The organism is Elusimicrobiaceae bacterium, from assembly GCA_028700325.1.
In the GTDB taxonomy this organism is placed as follows: Bacteria; Elusimicrobiota; Elusimicrobia; order Elusimicrobiales; family Elusimicrobiaceae; genus JAQVSV01.
Window position 1 is genome coordinate 18007 of the sequence record JAQVSV010000015.1, and the last position, 18179, is coordinate 36185.

The 18179-nt window shown below is 57.8% G+C and carries 23 protein-coding genes; 13 read left to right on the forward strand and 10 right to left on the reverse strand.

The window, feature by feature from the left end; genetic code table 11:
* The first annotated feature begins 1 nt into the window (after position 1).
* Both PHW69_03485 and PHW69_03490 read left to right on the forward strand, forming a co-directional pair.
* Positions 2-862 (forward strand): ParB/RepB/Spo0J family partition protein, encoded by an 861-nt coding sequence (locus PHW69_03485; protein ID MDD4004249.1) that lies wholly within the window; start codon positions 2-4, stop codon positions 860-862.
* 31 nt (positions 863-893) lie between these two features.
* Positions 894-1898, forward strand: a complete 1005-nt coding sequence (locus PHW69_03490) for a hypothetical protein (protein MDD4004250.1) — start codon at positions 894-896, stop codon at positions 1896-1898.
* A gap of 755 nt (positions 1899-2653) precedes the next feature.
* Here PHW69_03490 and PHW69_03495 read toward each other — a convergent pair.
* The 3 genes from PHW69_03495 to PHW69_03505 form a co-directional block, all read right to left on the reverse strand.
* The gene (locus tag PHW69_03495) at positions 2654-2854 is read right to left on the reverse strand and encodes a hypothetical protein (GenBank protein ID MDD4004251.1); all 201 of its coding nucleotides are present in this window, start codon (positions 2852-2854) and stop codon (positions 2654-2656) included.
* 312 nt (positions 2855-3166) lie between these two features.
* Positions 3167-3883: a glycosyltransferase family 2 protein gene (locus PHW69_03500; GenBank protein MDD4004252.1), complete on the reverse strand. Its 717-nt coding sequence runs from the start codon at positions 3881-3883 to the stop codon at positions 3167-3169.
* 8 nt (positions 3884-3891) lie between these two features.
* Positions 3892-4578, reverse strand: a complete 687-nt coding sequence (locus PHW69_03505) for a glycosyltransferase family 2 protein (protein ID MDD4004253.1) — start codon at positions 4576-4578, stop codon at positions 3892-3894.
* Positions 4579-4680: 102 nt separating this feature from the next.
* On the opposite strand from PHW69_03505, the gene PHW69_03510 reads away from it, so the two are divergent.
* Positions 4681-6777: a hypothetical protein gene (locus tag PHW69_03510; protein MDD4004254.1), complete on the forward strand. Its 2097-nt coding sequence runs from the start codon at positions 4681-4683 to the stop codon at positions 6775-6777.
* Positions 6778-7090: 313 nt separating this feature from the next.
* Here PHW69_03510 and speB read toward each other — a convergent pair whose 3' ends face one another.
* From speB to PHW69_03525, 3 genes are all read right to left on the reverse strand, one after another.
* On the reverse strand, positions 7091-7966 hold the full coding sequence (speB, locus tag PHW69_03515; GenBank protein ID MDD4004255.1) for an agmatinase: 876 nt from the start codon (positions 7964-7966) through the stop codon (positions 7091-7093).
* 4 nt (positions 7967-7970) lie between these two features.
* Positions 7971-8525, reverse strand: coding sequence for an arginine decarboxylase, pyruvoyl-dependent (locus PHW69_03520; protein MDD4004256.1), 555 nt, complete (start codon positions 8523-8525; stop codon positions 7971-7973).
* Between the two features lie 62 nt (positions 8526-8587).
* A complete protein-coding gene (locus tag PHW69_03525; protein MDD4004257.1) occupies positions 8588-9409 on the reverse strand; it encodes a TatD family hydrolase in 822 nt (273 codons plus the stop codon).
* A 64-nt stretch (positions 9410-9473) separates the two neighbouring features.
* Here PHW69_03525 and rlmN point away from each other — a divergent pair, with 64 nt between their 5' ends.
* The 7 genes from rlmN (at position 9474) to PHW69_03560 (ending at position 13602) form a co-directional block, all read left to right on the forward strand.
* Positions 9474-10502, forward strand: a complete 1029-nt coding sequence (gene rlmN, locus PHW69_03530) for a 23S rRNA (adenine(2503)-C(2))-methyltransferase RlmN (GenBank protein MDD4004258.1) — start codon at positions 9474-9476, stop codon at positions 10500-10502.
* Positions 10503-10521: 19 nt separating this feature from the next.
* Positions 10522-10710 (forward strand): type II toxin-antitoxin system HicA family toxin, encoded by a 189-nt coding sequence (locus tag PHW69_03535; GenBank protein ID MDD4004259.1) that lies wholly within the window; start codon positions 10522-10524, stop codon positions 10708-10710.
* A gap of 1 nt (position 10711) precedes the next feature.
* The gene (locus tag PHW69_03540; GenBank protein ID MDD4004260.1) at positions 10712-11251 is read left to right on the forward strand and encodes a hypothetical protein; all 540 of its coding nucleotides are present in this window, start codon (positions 10712-10714) and stop codon (positions 11249-11251) included.
* Between the two features lie 11 nt (positions 11252-11262).
* Positions 11263-11571 carry a hypothetical protein gene (locus tag PHW69_03545; protein MDD4004261.1) on the forward strand — a complete coding sequence of 103 codons (309 nt, stop codon included), beginning with the start codon at positions 11263-11265 and terminating at the stop codon, positions 11569-11571.
* A gap of 93 nt (positions 11572-11664) precedes the next feature.
* Complete coding sequence (locus PHW69_03550) at positions 11665-12237, forward strand: sigma-70 family RNA polymerase sigma factor (protein MDD4004262.1); 573 nt, start codon at positions 11665-11667, stop codon at positions 12235-12237.
* Complete coding sequence (locus PHW69_03555) at positions 12224-12820, forward strand: zf-HC2 domain-containing protein (protein MDD4004263.1); 597 nt, start codon at positions 12224-12226, stop codon at positions 12818-12820. The genes PHW69_03550 and PHW69_03555 overlap by 14 nt, the downstream gene beginning before the upstream one ends.
* Positions 12817-13602: a hypothetical protein gene (locus PHW69_03560; GenBank protein ID MDD4004264.1), complete on the forward strand. Its 786-nt coding sequence runs from the start codon at positions 12817-12819 to the stop codon at positions 13600-13602. Before PHW69_03555 ends, PHW69_03560 begins: the two co-directional genes overlap by 4 nt.
* 99 nt (positions 13603-13701) lie before the next feature.
* Here the strand turns inward: PHW69_03560 and PHW69_03565 are convergent, their stop codons facing one another.
* The 4 genes from PHW69_03565 to PHW69_03580 all read right to left on the reverse strand — a co-directional run bounded on the left by PHW69_03565 (position 13702) and on the right by PHW69_03580 (position 15728).
* Complete coding sequence (locus PHW69_03565; protein MDD4004265.1) at positions 13702-14106, reverse strand: ACT domain-containing protein; 405 nt, start codon at positions 14104-14106, stop codon at positions 13702-13704.
* A 201-nt stretch (positions 14107-14307) separates the two neighbouring features.
* A complete protein-coding gene (locus tag PHW69_03570) occupies positions 14308-14691 on the reverse strand; it encodes a thioesterase family protein (protein ID MDD4004266.1) in 384 nt (127 codons plus the stop codon).
* A gap of 3 nt (positions 14692-14694) precedes the next feature.
* Entirely contained in the window at positions 14695-15111 is a 417-nt protein-coding gene (locus tag PHW69_03575) for a secondary thiamine-phosphate synthase enzyme YjbQ (GenBank protein MDD4004267.1), read from the reverse strand.
* A complete protein-coding gene (locus PHW69_03580) occupies positions 15108-15728 on the reverse strand; it encodes an MBL fold metallo-hydrolase (protein ID MDD4004268.1) in 621 nt (206 codons plus the stop codon). Before PHW69_03580 ends, PHW69_03575 begins: the two co-directional genes overlap by 4 nt.
* Before the next feature lie 118 nt (positions 15729-15846).
* Between PHW69_03580 and pilM the strand changes: the two genes are divergently transcribed.
* The 3 genes from pilM to pilO all read left to right on the forward strand — a co-directional run.
* On the forward strand, positions 15847-17100 hold the full coding sequence (gene pilM / locus PHW69_03585; GenBank protein MDD4004269.1) for a type IV pilus assembly protein PilM: 1254 nt from the start codon (positions 15847-15849) through the stop codon (positions 17098-17100).
* Positions 17097-17681 (forward strand): hypothetical protein, encoded by a 585-nt coding sequence (locus tag PHW69_03590; protein MDD4004270.1) that lies wholly within the window; start codon positions 17097-17099, stop codon positions 17679-17681. Before pilM ends, PHW69_03590 begins: the two co-directional genes overlap by 4 nt.
* Positions 17681-18179, forward strand: a 499-nt coding sequence (gene pilO / locus PHW69_03595; protein MDD4004271.1) for a type 4a pilus biogenesis protein PilO, incomplete at its 3' end; no start/stop codon positions are given. The genes PHW69_03590 and pilO, both read left to right, overlap by 1 nt.

The following is an 18179-nucleotide window of genomic DNA, read 5'->3' on the forward strand; positions in this document are numbered from 1 at the left end:
TATGAGACAGGCTTTGGGAAAAGGGCTGGACGCGCTTATTAAAAGAACCGGAGATGTTTCCGGCCGGGATTCCGCGGCGGTTAAGAAAATTCCCGTCAATAAAATCAAACCCAACCGGTTCCAGCCGCGCAGGGTGTTCAGCGACGAGTCGCTGGCGGAACTGGCCCAGTCCATCAAACAGCACGGGCTGGCGCAGCCTATCATAACAGCTTACAATGCGCAGGAAAAGTGCTATGAACTGATAGCCGGAGAGCGGCGCTGGCGCGCCTGCCAGCTTGCCGCCATGACCGAGATTGACGCTATTGTTCATGAAGCCATGCCGGATGAGCAGATGCTGGGGCTTGCGCTGGTTGAAAATATCCAGCGGGAAGACCTTAATCCCATTGACACCGCCATGGCGTACCGGGAACTGGTGTCAAAGTTCAACGTGCCGCAGGGCGAGCTGGCCCGCTATTGCGGAAAAGCCAAATCAACAATTTCCAATACACTCAGGTTGCTGGAGCTGGACGCGGATATTCAAAGGTCCATTCAGACCGGGCTTATCACCGAAGGGCACGCCCGTGCTTTGCTTACCGTGCCGGATAAAGAAGACCGGAAACGGCTTTTTCAGCTGGTGGTTGAAAGAAAAATGACGGTTCGCGACGCGGAAACCGCCGCCCGCGGTACAGGTGAACGGGAAAAAACGGCCAGACCGCGCAGACATGTTCCGCCAGAGGTCGCCGCATTTGAAGGGAAGCTGCGAGAACGGCTGGGCACCAGGGTGGAGCTCAAGCAAGGCCGCAAGGGCAAGGGCGCGCTTGTCATTCATTATCACAGTCTTGAGGACTTGGAGCGCATAGCGGGTTTGCTGGCGGCGAACTAGCGTTGGGGTACACGGAATAAAGGGAGGCGGAATGATCAGTTTCCGGGGATGGGAAAGAGTGGCTGTCGCGATTTTGCTGGCAGCGGGGGTTACGGGCGGTTCTGCGTTCGCGCAGACTGAAACCGACAGTGTGCCGGTGGTATACGGGCTTGCTCCGGATTTAAACGAGTTTTATCTTTATGCCGACGGCGGCTGGGACGGCAACTGGTATGTTGGCTACAGCAACTGCTGGCTGATAAAGCTGCCGTCTATCGCAAAAAAAGGCTACAAAAAAGCGTATATAGGAGCGCGGTTGGGCCGGGCGAAAGGGTTTCCTGTTCCGAACCGGCCGTGGGAAAAACAGCCGGTTGACGGCAAAATATACATGGGGCTTTCCAAAGATGGCGGGTTCAATTCCCGGCAGAGCTATTTTCTGGTTGACAATAATGACATCCCGCTGGAGGCCCAGCCTAAGGAAACGATAAAAGGGGTAGGCGGGGCGCAATGGTTCTGGACGGAAGTGCCGCTTGACGCGGTTTCATCCGTCAAACCGAATTATCTGGCGTTATGGGCCGAATCCGATTTCTTTACCGATGCGGCAAAATCGCCGATAATCGCCGGCGCTTCGCGCAAAAATTCCGGCGAGGATGCGGTATGGCTTAACAGTTCGCAGAAAGGCACTCCGCCGCGCGACGCAAAAACCGCGTTTGAACTGCCGATCAAGAACCTCATACCGGCCATGGCGGTCAAGCTGATTCCTGAAAACGAGCTTTCGGTGGTTGCCCGCGCGTTTAAAGCAGTTGCCGACGACACTAGCCTTGTGCTTTCCTTTTCGGTTATCGGGCAGGATGTAAGCCGGGCCTGGATCGAAATTTCATACGACAGGTTTAACTGGCTGCGGTTTTCAAAATTCATGTTTGAACCTCCGTACAGTTTCACCGTGCTGAATAAAAATCTGCCGAAAGGAAAGTATTACTTCCGGGCGGTAGCGACGGATGCGCTTGAAAATGTCGGTTATAGCGAAGTGCTGGCCATGAATGGGGCGGATGTCCAGTAAGTTTTTGAAGTGCGGGATTCGGTTTGTGCAATTGATATGATGAGCTTCCCCGGTTTCAATCCGGGGAGGCTTTTTTATGAAACGTTCCCGACTGCGCCATTAGCCGGTCGAGTGTTATTACGTTTTACCGGCAGGCGGGGGTTTTTGCTTGCAAACTTTGTTTGCCATGTTTACGCGGGACTATACCTCCCCCTGTTTTTGCTATGCCATGGCGGCAATCATTATGTCGCGCCGACCAGTGACGGATTTTTGTGAGCGGAATTTGTAAAATGCGCAAAAAGCAGGATCATTGCCATTCTGGTGTTGTATCATGTCTGCTCAAAAAAAGATACGAATGTATCCGGTATGAAAAAAACGGCAAATGATGAAAATAGCTGAAAAATCATGTTGCCCTGTAACGATTTTGCCCATACCGGACTATGCCATAAAGCAATACAGGGCAAATTTGAGCGTTTTTGGCGTATTTTAATATAAAAATAGAAGCAAAATAGTATATTTATAACAGAATATGTGGACATATTGTACACGGCATAAAACAGAAGAAGATTTTGCGTCGGTTAAAAAAGCCGATTAAAAAAATGAGGTTTATACATGCGGAGCATTTGCGTCCGGGCGATAGCGGCCATAATAAAAAAACAGATGAATAGCAGGCTGGACAGGTTTGTCTGTCCGGGGGATCGCGGAAAGCGGATTTAAAATTTCGCCAAAAGAAAACCCTGCCTCCGCCTTGAACCCGGGCGAACGCCGAAAACAGATTAAAAAACATTTGGAAGCGGCGGCTGTTGCCGTATTTCACAAATACCGAAAAAGCAGAACGCAAGTGGCGGCAACAATGTATTTTCGGTGTTGTCGTATGTCGGCAAGTATCGAAAAAGCAAAACGGTCAGCGAGAGCGCCGCATTTTTCGCCATGGTGCCGTATGCCAGAAAAGCAAAATCTGTCACGGCGATGTTCATGCGGTTGTAATGCTGGTTTATACCGCAAGTATCGAAAAAGCAAAACCGGACTGCTCTGCCTGTTGTCGGCTTCGGAAATTCCGTTCCGGCAATACCGAGAAAGCGAAGCCGGGCCCCTGCGTTTTAAAAGTGAGTTTTAAAAAATTGAAAACGGCCGGCAACTGCTGCGGGAATTTTCAGACCGGGAAACTGTATTTTACGGTTTACTGCGGTTCGCTTCCCTGGCGGGCGCGTTGAAATACAGTTTTGCTCGGCAAGCCGCCGTTGCGCAGGGCCGCGCGACCGGGCTGAAAACTTGCGAAACCCGCGGGTTCAGGAGGCGGGCCGGCGCAATTCCTGCCGCCAGAATTTTAAAATCGCCAGAATTCCTTTTACGGCATCGCGCCCGTTTATTTTTTTGCCTTCGGCGCGCGAGCGGCAATGGTAGACGATCGGCACTTCGGCAAACCGGCATTTGCGCATCGCGGACTTGACGGAAAATTCCGCTTCGATTTCAAACCCGGATGACCGCATGTCAAAACTTTTCAGAAGGCCGGTGCGGAACGCTTTGTAGCAGGTATAGGAATCGGTAAAATCGCCGCCGCACAGCAGATTCGTCAGCCAGGTAAGCGTTTTGTTGCCGAGCAGATAGATGACGCTGTAGGTTTCCGACTTGTGCGACAGGAATCTCGACCCGTACACCACGTCGGCTCGGCCTTCCTCGATCAGCCGGCACATCGGAGGCAGCTGGGCGGGATCGTATTCCAGGTCCGCGTCCTGTATGACGGTTATTTCGCCTTCCGCCGCCCGGATGCCTGTGATAAGCGCCGCGCCTTTGCCCTGATTGGTCTGATGCGACAGTACGGTTTTCAAAAAAGGATAGCGGTTCTCCGCCAGCGCGGCGCGGGCCCATTCAAGGGTGCCGTCGCGCGAGGCGTCATCTATGAAAACCACTTCAAAATCAAAATCTTTCAGCTCGCTCAGCCGGTCAAACACGGCGGCGATGGTTTTAATTTCGTTGTACGCGGGGATAAGGACGGTGGTTTTCATGTCTGGAGTCAGCCGGACAGGCGTATTTTCAGCAGCCACCAGAGCGTCTGAATGCCGTCGGAGTAGCGGATTTTTTTCCCTTCCTTCACGCTGCGCGGCGAATAGGATATGGGCACTTCAACAATCGCGATTTTACGGCGCAGGATTTTGCCGGTCACTTCCGCGCAGAATTCAAAGCGGCGGCATTTCAATTCAAGGTTTTTAACGAGCGGCGCCCGGAACGCTTTGTAGCAGGTCGGCTCGTCGGTCAGGCTGGACCCGTAGAGCAGGTTTGTCCAGGCTGAGACCAGCCGTCCGCCCAGATAGAAAAGCCAGTTGGATTTCCCGTTGCGTTTATTGAGAATGCGCGACCCGTAAACCACGTCCGCCCGGCCGCTTTCGATTGGCCCGATGACCCGCGCGTATTCGGCGGGGTCATATTCCAGGTCGGCGTCCTGTATTATAATAATGTCGCCGGACGCCCGGGCAAGCCCCGCCCGCACGGCCGCGCCTTTGCCGGCATTCAGCGGCTGGCGCAGGCAGGTGAAGCCGGGGAAAGTCAGCGATGCGGCGATTTGCGCGGTGTCGTCGGAGGATCCGTCATCAACCACAATTACCTCCAGTTCCCGGCCCGGGTTTCTGGCATAAACCGCGTTAACGCAGGCGCGCAGCGTGGCGGCTTCGTTATAGGCCGGTATGATGACAGAGAGTTTCATGGTTGAAAAATCCTCGCTGAAATGTTCTTATATATAATAACATAATACTGGACGGGTGTAAGTGGAACTCCGCAGGATGGGTTGCCCGGCCCGAGATAATGCATGGCAAAAATTCTTGTAGTGGATAACGACGTTACGGCGATCACCGAACTGGGGCAGTGGCTGCCTACGGTAGGACATGCCGCCATGACCGCGCAGGATGCAGACGGCGCGGTAAAGGAGTTTCGAGCTTCGCGCCCTGATCTGATTTTGGCCGAGCTGGAAATCGCGGGCGGCGGCGCCGCGCTCATCAACCGGCTGCGCCGCGAAAAAGGAGCGGCGACGCCCGCGCTTCTTATGTCAAAGCTGCCCAGGGAGCAGGCGGGGCCGGTTTTGAAACTGTACAAAGTCTATTATATCGGCAGGCCGTTTAGCGCGCAGGAACTGCTCGCTGCGATCAATACCGCGCTTGGAGTGCCTTTTCAAGCTGCGCCGGTTCCAGCGGCGGAGCAGACGCCGGAGTCCGCGCCCGTTGCCGGGGTGCAGGCCGCGCCGGTGGAAGAAGGAAATGAGTATGTGGAATTTGATCTGGCACAAATGCAGGTTTTGGCGGCGGAGAAAGCGCGGGCGCAGCCGCAGAAGCAGCCGGAGCAGGATTTGATGGCGGTGCTGGATATTGACATTGAACGGAACCCTTCAAATACGCCTGTACCTGCGCCCGGGAAGGAACCTGAAGCGGCGGGTCCGCAGGGCAAACCTGAACCGGCCGCACGGACCATGGTGCCGCTTGCCACCAATCTGGCTGATTTCCCCGAGCTTAAAATAGAGGGCTCGTCCGGTGAAGTTTCTGAGGCCGGCGGTTCTGCCGCCGGGGAAGCTGGTGCCGCGCCGGCCGGTCATGAAACGGGGCCGCAGCAAGCCCTGACGGAGGCGCCGCCCGCGGCGGTTGATTTGCGATTGACGCAGGCGCCCGTGTTAAAGCCGGTTTCGCAGGAGCTTTCCCCCGGAGCTGTGGAAAATGTCCGGCCTGATGAGGCGGCTCCGTCTGCCGCACTGCCGGGACAGGCTCAGGCTGATTTGGCGGAAAGAAAACCCGATGCCGGTGCGGTTTCGTCCGGCGAAAATTCAGCCGTGCGCCCTGCGCCGGAGGCCGGGGGGGCCGGTGAAAAGGGCGCGGGCGAGCGGCAACACTCGGTTTTTGATGTGCCGCCGGTTATTACGCCGGTCAAAATTGAACCGGCGGACTCGGCCCCTGCCGCCGGGCCCGAAGCGGGCGGCGGGCAGGCGGTTTCGCAGGGTTCGGCGCGTACTGCGGCGACTGGCGAAGAGCCGGGTATGACAGGACAGGATGGTGCGGCGGCTGGCGGCGTGCCGGATGAAAAAATCGCCGGGGGTTCTTCCGGTTCCACCGAACGGACGCAGAGCCCTGAACCGGCGCGGATTTCCCGCGCGGACTCAGGCGGAACGGAAAGTTCACGCAGGGAAGTTGCTCAACGGGATCCGGCCGCACCGGTTCCTGCCGCCGAAAGCGCGGTGTCCGCGCCTGAACTTGCCGCTCCTTTGCCGAGCCTGCCCGAGCTGGTTTTGCCGCAGCAGCCGGCGGCCGCGGAAAAATCCGTGGAGAAAACGCAGCGTGCAGAGCGGATTTTGCCGCAGGTCGAACCGCGCGAGTCTGCGCGCCAGGCCAGACTGACCGGAACGGATCCTGGTTCCGCTATTCCGGCCGGCACGGCGACTTCAAGGTCGGTTTTGCTCGGTTTGATTTCCACCAATCCCTCGTTAAAAATCACGGAGCCCGCGCAGCTGGTTCCCGGGAATGTTTTTGTGCAGCATCAGGCGGTGCGCATTACGGCTACGGGGCTTGATCCTGCCGGACAGGACGGCAGCGCAGCGCCTACCGTAAAAGGCGAGGTTGTGGCTTCTGGCGGCGCGAACGTCGCGGCGCAGGCTGCCCCGGCGAACCAGCAGGCGGAGCAGCTGCTTCCGGTTTCGTTCTCGGCGTTCGGCACACCTACTGTAAAGCCCGCGTCTGCCGCGGAGCCGGCGGCGTTGCCGGAGAGCAAGGCCGAGCCTGTCGCGATTATGCGGCCCAGGCCTGTCGCGCCCGGCGAATTCCCCGTGCCTATCGAAGAATTGAGCGCGGCCGTCTCGGAAGAAAAAATCACGTTCAAAAGTTTCTGGGACGAAGACGAAACGTCAATCTGGGTCGGACCGCGCTGAACGGGCCGCCAGTTGTCCCGGCGGGCTGTTGACTGACAGTGCGCCCGGCCTGCACCGGGTATTTGCAAAGCCGGCCCGGGCATCCGGCGTTTTCCGGCAAAACGGGATAGTTTCGGCCGGCGGCCGGCATCAGTGCCTGCCGGAGCGATGACCGGAAAACGCGACCGGGCGGGAGAGTTTGAGTCAGCCGGGTTGTTTCCCCTGGCGAAAGCGGAGCCGGCGATTTGGCGTTTCCTGAATCCGCGCGCGGAAATATTATGAAATGCCGCCGTCATTAAAATGACGGCGGCATTTTTTGCGGACGGCAAAACGGTTATGCATATTTTGCTTTGTAGGAAAACAGGCGGTAAATAAGTTTCGCCGCGTTGAATTCCGACACCACGCTGCCTTTTTGCGGGCTTACTTCCACCACGTCCGCTCCGACCACGTTTTTGTTTCTGAATACCGCCCGCAGCAGGTCCAGCCCTTCATACCAGCCGAATCCGCCCGGCTGAGGCGTGCCGGTTCCGGGAAAAACCGACGGATCGAACCCGTCAACGTCAATGGTGATGTAAACCGTATCCGTGAGCGCGCGCAGCACGTCCTTAACCAGTTTTTTCTGGTCGCGGTTCGAGTGCATGAAAAACGTGGTCACCAGGCCGGTGTTCAGGCGGTGCGCCTCGTCATCCGAAACGCTGCGGATGCCCGCCTGCACCACCCTGCGCCGCAGTGACGCGGGATACAGCGCGCAGGCGTGATTGCGCGACGAGCCCACATAGGAGTCCCGCAGATCGGCGTGCGCGTCAATATGCAGTATGCTGAGTTTTTCATGCCGGCGGATGAAAGGGGCCAGCAGCGCCTGTGTAAGCGAATGCTCTCCGCCGATGAAAACGGGGAACGCGCCTGTTCCGGCGGCGGTTTCGGCGTATTGCTCAATGCGCCTGAACACCTGCGCTTCTCCGCCTTTGCAGCTGACGGCGGGCAGCGTGTTGATGCCCAGCGCGTAGGTCACGAGGCCGGTTTCCTCGTCGTACAGTTCCAGCTCGTTGGAAGCGGCTATGATGGCCGCCGGGCCGCGTTTCGTGCCGGTGCCGTAGGAGGTTGTTTTTTCATACGGGACGGAACCTAAAACAAACCGGCAGTCATCAAGACTGCCGGTTTGTTTCAAGCCCATGAAAAAAGACGGGTCTTGCCTGAATTTTTTGCCCATTGCGCTAGGAAACGAACACCGCCGCCGCAACCACCGTGGTCCACAACCCTTCATGCCCGATCGCGGACTGGGTCACGTTTGTGGAACGGACGATTTTGCCGCTCATTTTCCAGATCTCTTTTTTGTCGTCCCAGGAGGTGTCCTGGTTGAACTCCACGCCGAGCGTGGTGGATAGCATCAGCGCCGCGAGATCTTCCGCGTAATCGCCCGCCTGCTCGTCCGGCTCGCCGTAACTGTGATGCTCGGAAATGTAGCCGTGCTGATGCTTGCTGTCGGTGGGGATGGCAAGTCCCACCGACGCGGCTATCAGCCGGCGGCGTTCTTCGGTGGCGTTGCGGCTTATCACGCAGTGGAGGATCTGTCCGCTGCTGAGTTTTTCAAGCCCCTTGGCTTTAGGGATTACCTTGCAGCTAGGGGGGAAGATGCTGGAAACGGGCACAAGATTGAAACGGGCAATCTGCGCGTCTCTCAAGGCTTCTTCAAAGCTGGCTAGCTTTTCGCGGTGCCGGCCTATTCCTTTTGTGAGGAATATTTCTTTGGGGACGAATGGGCTGTACATAGTGGAAATTATAACAAAAAAACAAAAGACGGCAATATAAAAATTTTCGCCGGCCGGACGCATTATCCGCCCGGCGCGAAAATTTCAAGCGCGTTGGCGAGCGTGGCTTCGGCCGCCTGCTCCGGCGTCACGCCCAGCAGCGCCGCCGCGTGCGCGCAGATTTCCGGTATTTTCGATGGTTCGTTGCGCTTGCCCCGGCCCGACTGGGGGGGCAGGTACGGGCAGTCGGTTTCCAGCACGATATTATTCAGCCCGGCGGATTTTATCAGTTCGCGCAGCATGCCGTTTTTCGGATAGGATATGGTGCCGTTCACGCCGATGGCGAGGCCCATGTCCAGCGCGGCGCGCAGATCGGGCCCGTCGCCGCAGAAACAGTGCAGTATGCCGCTGAACCGCCCGTTGAAATGCGGGGTCCAGCAGGCGCGCATGACCGAGAACATTTCCTGGTAGGCGTTGCGTTTTCCCGAGCCGTCAAACGGGTTGCGGCAGTGCAACACCACGGGTTTGCGCGAGCCGGCGGTATGGCGTAAAATCTTCCCCAGCGCGGCGGCCTGCTCCTCGAAGCTCTGGTTGCAGCGGGCGTAATCCAGCCCTATTTCGCCAAGCCCCCGCACCTGCGGGAGCCGGAGCAGTTCCGTCAGCCGGGCAAGGTTTTCGGGCGTGGCTTGTTCGCAGTCCTGCGGATGAATGCCGCAGACCGCATAAATTTTCCCCGGATAGCGCGCGCACAGCTCAAGCGCGGGCGCCCAGTCGTCCGGCACGCAGGGGGTTTCAAAAATGAGGTCAGTGCCGCAGGCGCGGGCGCGGGCGATCACGGTGTCGCGGTCGGTTTCGAAAGCGCGGTCGCACAGGTGCGCGTGTGAATCGCAGTATCTTATGTTCATAGATGGTTTTAAGGTATACTAATATATATTGCCATCTTAAACAATCGCGGGCGGCTTGCAAACTATGAAATTCGAGCAACTGAAAAAATATCTGAAAGAGCAGGGCTACCCCGGCTACCGCACCGCACAGGTCCGCGAGGCTGTGTTTGAGCGGATGATCTCCGGCTGGGACGAGGCCGGCGTGCTGCCGGAAAAACTCCGGCGTGATCTGGCGAAAAACTTTCCGATCCTGTCGTTTGCCGCGAAAAAGGTGCTCTCGTCCGCCGAGGGCAATGCGCACAAGGCGCTGCTGGTGCTGGCGGATAAGGTTAAAATTGAAACCGTGCTGATGAACACTTTCAAAAATAACTGGAGCGTCTGCGTTTCCACGCAGGTGGGCTGCCCCGTGCGGTGTTCGTTCTGCGCGACCGGCAAACGCGGGTTCAAGCGCAACCTGCACGCCGAGGAAATAACCGACCAGGTGCTGTTCTGGAACCAGTATGTGGTAAAACACGGGATCGCGGAGCGGATTTCCAGCGTGGTGTTTATGGGCATGGGCGAGCCGTTGCTGAATTACGCGGCCACAGTCAAAGCCGTGCGGGACCTGAGCGACCCGGATTATCTCAATATAGGGCACCGGCATATTTCCGTGTCCACTTCCGGTCACGCGGAAAAAATCCGCGCGTTCGCGCTGGAACTGCCGCAGGTCAATCTGGCGGTGTCTTTGCATACGGCGATAGATGCCGAACGGGACGAACTGGTGCCGATCAACCGCAGATACAATCTTGCGGCCCTGCGCGACGCGCTGCAATATTATCTGGCCAAAACCGGCCGGCAGTTATTCATAGAATACACCGTGATAGGCGGCGTCAACGACACGCATAAGCATATTCGGCTGCTTAACGAGTGGATCAAGGCGATCCCGAACCATTATCTCATACACATCAACCTTATTGCCTGCAATCCGGCGGACGGGACGGAACCGTCGCCCGCCGCGCGCGCCGGGCTGGACGATTTCGCCGCCGCGCTTACGGGCTGCGGGCTGAGCGTGAGCGTGCGCCGCAGTCTGGGCGGCGATATAGCCGGAGCCTGCGGCCAGCTGGCCGGCAGGTGAATTTAACGGAGGACTGATTATGAAGCGCAAAACATTCATCAGGCATCTGGGCGAACACGGCTGCGAACTGCTGCGGGAAGGCGGGAAGTACTCGGTTTACAAAAATCCCGCCAACGGAGCCGAGGTTCCGGTCACGCGGCACCCTGAAATCGCGGATTATACCGTAAAAAAACTGTGCAAGGAGCTGTGGATTGATTCCCCGAAGTGATATGAAGGCCGGCGCGTTTTTGTTTTGCTGGCTGGCGGCCGCGGCGGCATGCGGATGCGCTTCCGCGCCCGGCCGGTGCGACTGGATCACGGTCGGACCCATTTATACGCAGAAAGATTATGCCCGGGTTCAGGCGTACAGTTTCAAGGGCCTGAAAAAAGACTGGCGGGCCATCGGCCTGATCCGCAGCCCGCTGGTGGAGGCGGGCAACCGCGCACGGCTCCAGGCATATGTGCTGGATACGCGCAAGCTGGCCGCGCAGTACGGCGCTGACGCGGTGGTCCTGAAGGTTGTGGACAAGAGTCAGGAGCCCAACCCGGACGGCAATACCGGCCCGGCGATGGCCTATATCTGGGCGGTGGCGGTCAAACTGGAAGAAAACATTAAAAAAGAAACGCCTTTGTCCACGGACGTGTTCGCGCCGGAGAATCAGGGGTTGCCGGGCCTGGTGTCGGACGGCGACGCGCCCGCCGCAGGTTCGCCCGCGGGGAACAGCCCCGCTCCTGTGGAAAGGGCTGTCGAGCAGTTTCAGCTGAAATAGGGGGAACAGCCGTGAGCGAGGAAACCATTTATGTTGACTGTCCGCTGTGCGGCGGCCGGCTCGAAGTGGCCAAGAACAGCGGCAAAGTCGTCGGTCACTGGGTCAGGCCGGATGCCAAGGCTGCCGGCGGGGATATAGTCAGGGACGCGCTCAGGAAACAGGCGGAGGAGAAGCTCCGGCTGGAGCAGTATTTCAATTCCGCGCCTGACAAGCTCAGCAAAAAAAGCGAAGAGCTGGATAAACTTTTTGAGGCCGAAAAGAAGCGCATTCACAAGGAAAAAGATTACGAGCGACCTGAAAATCCGTTCGATCTTGACTGAATTTCCCTCGGTGCGGTCCGGGGAATCCGTCCTGTCAGCGCGGCGATGCAATAAAATCGCCGCGTTATTCGTTAGTATAACGGGAGCGGAAGAATGACCGACGCCGAACTGGTCAGGCTTGTCCGGTGCGGTGACGGGGCTGCTTTTGAAGCCCTGATGACCAGGTATAAAGGTCCCGTTTACGGTTATATTCTCTCCCTGGTTCACAGCGAAGATGTTGCGGGCGATATTTTCCAGGAAGTGTTTATCAAGGTGTTTAAAAATATCGGCGGGTACCGCGAAGAGGGGAAATTCGGGGCCTGGGTCTACAGAATGGCGTCTAATCTGGCGATGGACCATTTCCGCCGGAGCGGACGGCTGGGCGCGAAAGAGATTGCGCTGGACGGAGAAGACGCGGAAACGGAGCTGCATTCCGTGATCGCGTCTTCCGAACAGACTCCCGAACAGCGGCTGGCAGGGCTGGAAGATGTCGTGCGGGTGCGCGCGGCGCTAGACCGGCTGCCGCCCGAACAGAAGGAAGTCGTCATGCTTAAAGAGTTTTCGGGCATGACGTTTCAGGAAATAGCCGATTCGCTGCAGGTGCCGCTCGGAACCGTGCTCGCGCGCGGAAGCCGGGCGATAAAAAAACTGCGGACGATGCTGGAGAGCGAAAATGAGCCCATGTGAACGCGAAGAGCAGGTTCTGCTGTATCACTACGGCGAGCTTTCGGATGACGGGAGAGCGGAGTGTGAGCGTCATCTTAAAGTTTGCGGGCAGTGCCGGCTTGGCCTGGCCGCGCTCGCAGCGGTCGGGCAGTTTAAGCAGCCGCGGCAGGTGCCGGCGGAGTTGGTGGCCGGCGTGCGCCGGCGGGTGCTGCCGGGCAGGCTTGCCGGCTGGCTGCGCGGGCATCCGTGGTTCCGCTACAGCACCGTCGCCACGGGACTGGCGGCCGGGCTGCTGGCGTTCTCCGGCATCGAACTGGGCAACAGGGCGGTTTCGGACGGGCGTGCGGTGCTATCGCATGAAACGGTCATCAGCAGCAGGGCGGCGGATATTTCCGCCAGCATCAGCGCCGCGCGAAGCAGCACGGCGCTCGCCGGCCACGAAAAAGCCTACAGCGCTTATCTTGAAACAAACGACACGGACGGATTCTTCAGTTCCGCGGAGGCCATGTACTACGCCGGTTCCGAAACGGATGACGTGAACCGTCTCCTTGACAACATAAACGCCATCAGAACCGATATAAAAAACGAGAGGACTGCAAAATGAAAAAAACATTATTGATGCTGGCTGTAACGGCTGGTTTATGCGGCGGCGCGGTGTTTGCCGGTTCGCCGCATGAGATGGACGAGGACGGGCCGGAAATTCAGGGGCCCGGCCGGCAGATGCCGGATGACGAGGACGGTATCGCCGGCGCGAATCCGGATATGAGGTTCCGGCCGGACATGCGGGATTCCGGCATTGCGCCGCGCAAAGGCGCAATCCGCAAAGCGATGAAGCCCGGCAAAGGCGAGAAGGGAAACAGGGACAGAGGGCTCTTTCCCGGCAAAGGAACCGATGATCGCATGGAGGACGGCAAGATGTGCCCCGAGCTGATGCAGAAAATGGAAGGCAAGTTTCTGGCCGGCGTGGCCGAGCTCGACAAAGAGTTCTCGGCGCAGCTGGAGGCGCTGAAGGATTCCGATCCCGGCCTGTACCGGCGCGTTTCGATGCGGCTGGGCCAGTCCATGTTCGTGAGCAGAAGAACCGGCGACGAGTCGGCTGCCAGAACCGGCATCGAAATCGCCAAGGCGGAAGTGTCAAAGTCCGAGCTGATGAACAAGTACAGAACTGCCAAGAGCGACTCTGACAAAAAAGATATCAAGTCACAGCTGCGCACCGTGCTGGGCAACGAGTTTGACCTGCGCCAGAAGTTCGAGGAGGACCGCGTGAAAATGGTGGAGAAAGATCTCGCGGAACTTAAGAAAGCCGTGCGTGCGCGCAAAAACAGCAGAAGCGACATGGTGAATGACAAACTTGATGAAATACTGGGCGAAAAACCGCGCTGGTAAATCGTTATAGCCTCCCCCTGAGGCGACGGGAGCCGCCGGCTCAGGCCGGCGGCTCCTCCGTTTTACGGACAGTTCGCCATTGAAAGTCCGGGTGGCGGACTAGAACGGGGTTGCGTCAAGCACCTTTTTGGCTTTCAGCGTGTCGTTTGTGGTAAGCAGCAGCCGGGTTTTGCCGCCGCGCGTGGAGGTGCCGTATACGGTGGAGAGATTTACGCCCGCTTCTCCGAGCAGTTCGCTTATCAGCTGAAGCTGGCCGGGCTTGTCGGGCATTTCGATGGAGAGGATCTGGGTTTCAATGGTGGTGTGACCGGCGGCGGCGAGAACACCGCTGAGCTTGTCGCCGCCTTCAAGCACGATGCGGACAACGCTGGAGTCGTCGCTTATTTCCGATGAGATCCCGGCGATGTTTATGTTGTTCTCCTTGAAAAGCAGCAGGAATTTGCTCAACACGCCCGGCTTGTTCGGCAGGAAGACGCTGTACTGGCGGAGGATTTCAATATTCATCGGGTTAAGCTCCTTTGAAGCTGTAGCCGCGTTATTTTAAAGCGGCAAGGTATAAAATACAATTTTCCGAGCTTTTATGGCAACCGACGGTTTGCGCCGGCCGCGTAAAGAAACCTGCGCGGCATCAACCGTTTCGTCCGACACGGCGATAATTCCGACAGCATCCATAATTCCCGGTTCCGTTTTTCCCGCTCCGCCGGGTCAGGCCGGTTTGAGCGCGGCGCGCACTTGCGGCGGAATGACCCGCGGTTTTATATCCTGCCCAACGCAGACGAGCACGGTTCTGGCTTTTGTGGTCAGTTTGCCGTGCTGGTTGGTAATGGCGTAGGAAAACTCCACGCGAATGGAGGAAATGTCGGTGATTGTGGTTTCGACTGTCAGCACGTCGTCGTAAAATGCCGGAGCCTTGTACTCGATTTCCTGCCGGGCGACAACGAAAACGAACCCGTCGTCCATGAGTTTTTTCACCGAAAAGCCGCGCTGTTCCATGTATTCGGTGCGCGCCTCCTCCAGAAACTTGAGGTAGTTGCCGTAATAGACCACTCCGCCGCAGTCGGTGTCATGATAGAATATCCGTTTTTTCATGAGTTATTCGCCTATGATTTTGATCAGCACTTTTTTGTCGCGCTGTCCGTCAAATTCGCCGTAGAAAATGCGTTCCCACGGCCCGAAATCCAGCCTGCCGGCGGTTATGCCGATCACCACTTCGCGCCCCAGCAGGGTGCGCTTGAGGTGCGCGTCGCCGTTATCCTCTCCGGTGAGATTGTGGCGGTAACGGTCAACTCCATAGGGCGCGAGCTGTTCCGCCCAGGCGATCAGATCCTGATGCAGGCCGGACTCGTTGTCGTTGACAAACACGCTGGAGGTGATGTGCATGGAATTGACCAGGCACAGCCCCTCCTGCACTCCGCTTTCCGCGACCGCGCGCTCGACCTGCGGCGTGATATGGACAATTTCGTAGCGGTTGTCGGTGTTAAGCACAAGATATTTTGTGTGCGCTTTCATTTTTCCTCCGGCAGTATGGTGACCGGCGTGACCGCCAGTTTCAGAAAATCCTGCGCCAGCGCATACGCGCCGACATGTTTTCCGTAATGCATGGGCACGGCGGCGGCCGGGCCGAGCAGCGCGGCGGCCTGCGCCGCTTCTTGCGGGTCCATGGTGTAGGTGCCGCCGATTGGCAGGAGCGCCATATCCGTTTTCAGGGTTTTCATTTCAGGGATAAGGTCGGTGTCGCCGGCGTGGTAAACGCGCGTTCCGTCAACCGTGACGATAAAGCCGAGATTGCCGGCCTGTGCCGGGTGGAATGGCCTGCCGATATTATAAGCCGGCACAGTTTCAACGGCGATGCCGCACAGCGCGGTTTTCTCGCCGGGTGCAAGCGCGACGGTTTTCCGTGCCAGCGCGGCGGCGATGCCGGCGGGCCCGGCGATGACGGTATCGGGTTTTGACAGCGCGGCCACATCGTCCGGCGAGCAGTGGTCGTGGTGCGGGTGCGTTATGAGGACAAGGTCGGCTTTCGGGTTATCGCGGCTCAGGCGCCAAGGATCAATGTACAGAACCAGTCCGGCTTGTGTTTGAAGCCGGAACGAGGAATGTCCGTGCCAGTGAATATTCCGCATCATAACAGCCTCCGCGAGCAGGAATGCCGACCGCTTGATTCTAGCATTCTTTGAAAGCGCCGCAAAAACCCGCTTTATTAAAATGGGCAAATTGTGTACATTATAGATCAGTATGGGAAAAATGGATGAAGTTACAGGGCTGGTGAAAGCGTTCCTTTCCGGCAAGGTTGACCTTATCGGGCTGGACATCGGCAGTTACGCGGTGAAAGGGGCGTCGGTAACGGTGTCAGGCAAATCGGCCAAAATAAAAGGCTGGGGCTACGAGCCGTACAATTTCAAGGCGAATGCCTCGATCGAGGATAAAAAGAAGCAGATGGCCGGCGCGCTAAAGAAGATGCTTGCCAACGCCCGGATAGCGAACAAGTCGGTCTGCATAGGCGTGTCCGGCAATTCCGTGATCGTGCGCTACGTCAAGATCCCCTGGATGGTGCGCACGGAGCTGGAGATGCGGCTGCGCGCCGAAGCCGAACCGTTTATTCCGTTCGATGTCAACGATGTCAATCTGGGTTTTCATAAAATCGCCGATATAAAGGAAGACGGCGCGAAGAAGATGGAAATCATTCTGGTGGCGGCCAAGCGCGAAATAATTTCGACCAAGATGGAAGTGGTATCCGCCGCGGGGCTTAACCCGCTCGTGATTGATGTGGACGTTTTTGCGCTGGACGGGCTCTGGAACCAGGTGGTTGCCGCGTCCGAGGAGCTGAAACCCGGCAGGCAGGCCGCGGGCGCGGACTCCGCGCCGGAGAAGCGTCCGGCTGTCATGATTCTCAATATCGGGCATAAAATAACCAATCTTGCGATAATAGACAACGGCGTTACCCGCGTCGCGCGCGATATTCTCATAGCCGGCGCCACTTTCAACAAAGCGATCGCCAAAAACCTCGGCATCGAAACCGATCGCGCCGATGAAATGAAAAAGGAGTTCGGGCTGGATCTGTCCATCTACGAGCAGGGCGCCGATAAAGCCGCGCCCGCGCCGGACCCGGCCGCCGCGGAAGCGGGCGGCGGCGCGGCGCCGGTGAACGGCCCGGCGGGCATGGCGGCGGCGCAGAGCGGCCGGCAGTCATCCGCGATTTCCACCATTATTTATGAAGTGCTCAAAGACCTGGTGGTTGAGGTGCGCCGGTCGGTTGAATTCTTTTATTCGCAGAATGCGGACCGCTCGATCGGCAAGGTGTATCTGTGCGGCGGGTCGGCCAACCTCAAGAACATAGACAAATTTCTGGCGGTGGAACTGAATACTCCGGTGGAAGTGCTCAATCCGTTCAGCCTTTCATCCGACGCATCCGATACCGGACCGGGCGACGATACCGCGCCGGCGATGGCCGTAGCTCTGGGCCTGAGCCTGCGGAAAATGTGGGACTGGCAGCAATGATACGGGTAAACTTGATTCCGCAGCAGTACCTGCTCAAGCAGAAACAGCGCACCCAGCTCATCCGTGCGGCGGGCGTGGCGCTGCTGCTTGTGGTGGGCGTGATCAGCCTCACGTTCATGCATATCAACCGGGCGTACTCTTCGGAGGATCTGCTGCGCCAGAAGGAAAAAACTCTGGCGGAACTGCAGGTTAAAGTCGCCAAAGTCAAGGAACTGGAGCAGACGCGGGATCTTGTGAAAGCGCATCTTGGCGCGCTTGAAGGGCTGATGCTGGAGCGGACCGCTTATATGGATTTCATGGCGCAGCTGGCGCGCACGATGCCGGACCCGCTGTGGTTTGAATCGGTGGTGACAAACGCTGCGGCGGGCCGCAGTTCCTGCTGCGGCGCTTTTGATTTTACGGTTTCCGCGGCGTCCCGCAGCGGCGACGGCGCGGCGCAGTGGCTGCGCAATATGGACGGGATGAAAGGCGTCGCCAATGTCGAGATAAGCGGGATCAACGTGACCAAGGAAGAGGATACCGGCCGGGAAACCTTCAAATTCAGCGTGCGCGGCGCGTATTCCGTGGAAGGGGGCCGGTAATGGCTGAACCGCAAACCCAGGCTAAAAAAGCCGAATCCGAACTGATAAAAACCGTCGTGGCGGTGATTTTATTCACCGGCGTATGCGGTTTTTTGTATTTCCGGTATGTGTGGAAACCGTTTTCGGTGCGGATAGAGGCCGCCGAAACGAAAATTTCGCAGGTGGATTCCGATATCGCGCTCGCGCACGGCACGGCCAAGCGGCTGGACAAAATCACCGAGGAAATCGCCAAACTCAAAGTTCAGCAGGAGGCGGCCGAGAAGCGGCTGCCGCGCAGCAAGGACATTCCCGGCCTGATCAAGTCGGTGGTGGAGGATTCGCGCCGGCACAAGGTGTTTTTAAGCGTTATCGCTCCGGGCCCGAGCGTGAACAAGGCTTATTATACCGAAACCAATTACGAGTTGCGCGGCTCCGCCGCTTACCGGGATCTCGGGCATTTCCTGAACGCGATTTCCGGGTCCATGAGAATTTTCAACGTCAAGAATCTTTCTGTAAACA